Here is a 2,761-nt window from a genome sequence, read left to right on the forward strand (position 1 = left end):
TGTCATTGACCACCCCAATGGAGCCACCCATGATCGGCTAATCGGGCCACCCTATGATCGCCCTAATGGGGCCAGTTTTAAGTGGCCATCTTGAGGTTGCGAACCCCCCATTTTTTAGGCTGATTTTTGGCTTTTTTCCACCTCTTTTTTGAGAGCTTGGTTTGGCTTTGGTTTCCTGTAGCTGGGCCCATCCAAATAGACCAGGTAGGCATCATGCCGGAGTCTATCGATGGTAGCTGATCCCAAAAGCTTGTTTTCAAAGGCCCGGTCCCATTCCTGGAAATCAAGGTTGCTTGTAATGATGGTGGATGCATGTTCATATCTTTGGGCCACGAGATCGTGCAAGTCTTCGTCATGCGGGGGACGGACCGGCTTGAGCCCGAAGTCATCCATAATGAGCAAAGGGACTTGGGAGAAGGCCTTGAATTGCTTGGCATACGTCTGTGTGGCTTTAGATGCATGAAGGGTGGCCAGCAGCTTGCTCTGGGTGGTGAAGCGGACGTCGATGCCTTGGCGAACCGCGTAATGGCCCAAGGCTTGGGCAATATGGCTTTTGCCTGTTCCACAGGGACCAGTCATGAGCACGCATGCTTTTTCGTGAATAAACTTGCAGGTGGCCAAATCATAGAGTTGTCGCTTGTCGATCTTGGGGTTGAAGTCAAAATCAAATTCTTCCAGGGTCTTACTGCTTCTAAATCCGGCTTTTCTCATTCTGGAGGTAAACTTTTTCTGATCTCTTCTGGCCACCTCGTCACTTAAGAGCAGGGATAAAAACTCGGTGTAGGCCATTTTATCGGAGATTGCCTGTTTATTTCTAATCTCCAAAGACTCCAGCATACCGGAAAGTCGAAGCTTTTTGAGCAGAGGTGTTATATCTGGTCTGGGCTGCATAATGTTACTCCTTGATGGATTGTGTGTATAGGGCTCGTCCCTGACGAGGAGCACGAACTCAGGCCGGGACGAGCTTGCGTCCCGCTGTTATTGAAACATGTCAGTCGGTGGCCTGGTGTACTTGCCCTGTCCGGTATAGACCTCATCCAAAGGGAGCTGAGCTTGTCTCTCGATAGGCTCATGCTCCAATCCTTGTTTGAGGATGCTCTTTACGGTCTGATATTTGGGGCTCAAGTAGGCGACGGCCCGCCTGCAGGCCAGTTCCAGGGATTTGGCCCCGTACTTTTTCTTGAGGCTGATAAGCCCTTGAGCTGCCCTGAGCTTTTCCAGGACCCTGTCAGCGAAGAGTTCGTCAACAACTTCACGGCAGTAGGGGCCGATCTTCTCTGCTTGGGCCAGACACCACTGGGGATCACGCATCAAATACGCCTGGGCCTCTGGCGGATAGTGGTCATTATTGGTGGACTTCTTGCCGGGGGTGAACAGCCGGGGATGCGTAGCCACCAGCTCATGGCCGTTGAAGATATATACTGTTTTCTCCAGGCTCTTCACCCACAAGGTTTGATTGGCGTAGATATAAGGGGCTGAATAGTAACATTTGTCCACACAAATATGGCAGTCCCCGTGCAGCTTGCATTGGTTCCAAACCGCCAGTTCCGGCGGGATCTGGGGCAAGGGGTGAAGAACAAAGCGTTCGGTCTGCTCAAACCTGACCAGGGGCTTTTCATGGGTTGTGCCGTGGATGCGATTGCCGGCGACTTCCATAACCCATTGGGTTAGCTGCCGGTTACCCTCAGCGATACTCCGGAATTTCCGCAAGGGGACAAAGGCGTTTTTGACATACTTAACCCCTGACTCGACCCGGCCTTTTTTCTTGGGATCTGCAACTGGGCAGGGATCGATTTTAAAGCCATATCCAAGAGCCAGATTTTCGTAAGCACGCTGCACTTCCGGCTCATAGAAGCATGCCCTGGTGATAGCGGACTTGAGGTTGTCGATACGTAAGCTGGCCGGGACGCCGTTAAAGAACTCAAAGGCCCGTCTGTGGCAACCAAGCCAGGTTTCGACCGTTTGGTTAGGGACGATCTCAGCGTACATATGCCTGCTCCAGGCCAGGGTCATGACGAAAATCCAGGTCTTTTGAGGCTTGCTGGTATGGGAATCGGTAATGTTAGGCCCCTTCCCGAAATCCACCTGAGCGGAGTCTCCGGGCTTGAAGGTGAGCTTGATCGAGGTTTTGATCTGCGTGGCCTTGAGGGTCTTCAGAAAACGGCGCACACAGGAGTAGGAGCCGGCAAAGCCGTGATCCCGGACCAAGGCATCATAAATGGTAGTGCCCTGGATTCCCTCATCGAACCATTGGGCAACCTGGTCCTTGTAAGGCTCGATCTTTGATGGGGTGGGTGCTTGAGGTTTTGAGCCGAAAGTGTCCTCTAAAACGGCTTCGTCCGGCATAGAAGACAACGGGTCCAGCCAGCCGTTTTCCCTGGCTTTTTCCCTTACGGCAGAGGCTTTGGTGCGCCCCATGAGCCCGGCTTTCTGGATCTGCCGGTCTGAATCTCCGAGGCGCATCCGGTGGATGACGTGCTGGTACTGATACATTTCGAACCTCCTGTTTGACATTGTACCTCCTTGGAAGTGTTGTCTTTCCAGGGAGATATCCTTAATGAGGGAGGTTCGAAACCTTCAAAATGGCAAGGAAGCTACTTAATCACCTGAGTGGCTCCATTACGGTGATCATGAGCTGGCCTCATTAGGCCGATCATGAGGTGGCCCGATTAAGGTGATCATCAGGTGGCTCCATTAAGTGCACATAAACTGGCCCTATTAGCGTGATCATGGACTGGCCCTATTACCGCGGTCACTGACA

The 2,761-nt window shown here is 52.2% G+C and carries 2 protein-coding genes; both read right to left on the reverse strand.

The features are described 5' to 3' along the window. Positions 1-114 precede the first annotated feature (114 nt). Positions 115-891 (reverse strand): IS21-like element helper ATPase IstB, encoded by a 777-nt coding sequence (istB, locus tag N902_RS0114225; protein WP_027371450.1) that lies wholly within the window; start codon positions 889-891, stop codon positions 115-117. 87 nt (positions 892-978) lie between these two features. After that, the gene (istA, locus tag N902_RS0114230) at positions 979-2,493 is read right to left on the reverse strand and encodes an IS21 family transposase (RefSeq protein WP_084288450.1); all 1,515 of its coding nucleotides are present in this window, start codon (positions 2,491-2,493) and stop codon (positions 979-981) included. Between the last annotated feature and the right edge of the window lie 268 nt (positions 2,494-2,761).

It is taken from the genome of Desulfovermiculus halophilus DSM 18834, assembly GCF_000620765.1.
Classification (GTDB): domain Bacteria; phylum Desulfobacterota; class Desulfovibrionia; order Desulfovibrionales; family Desulfothermaceae; genus Desulfovermiculus; species Desulfovermiculus halophilus.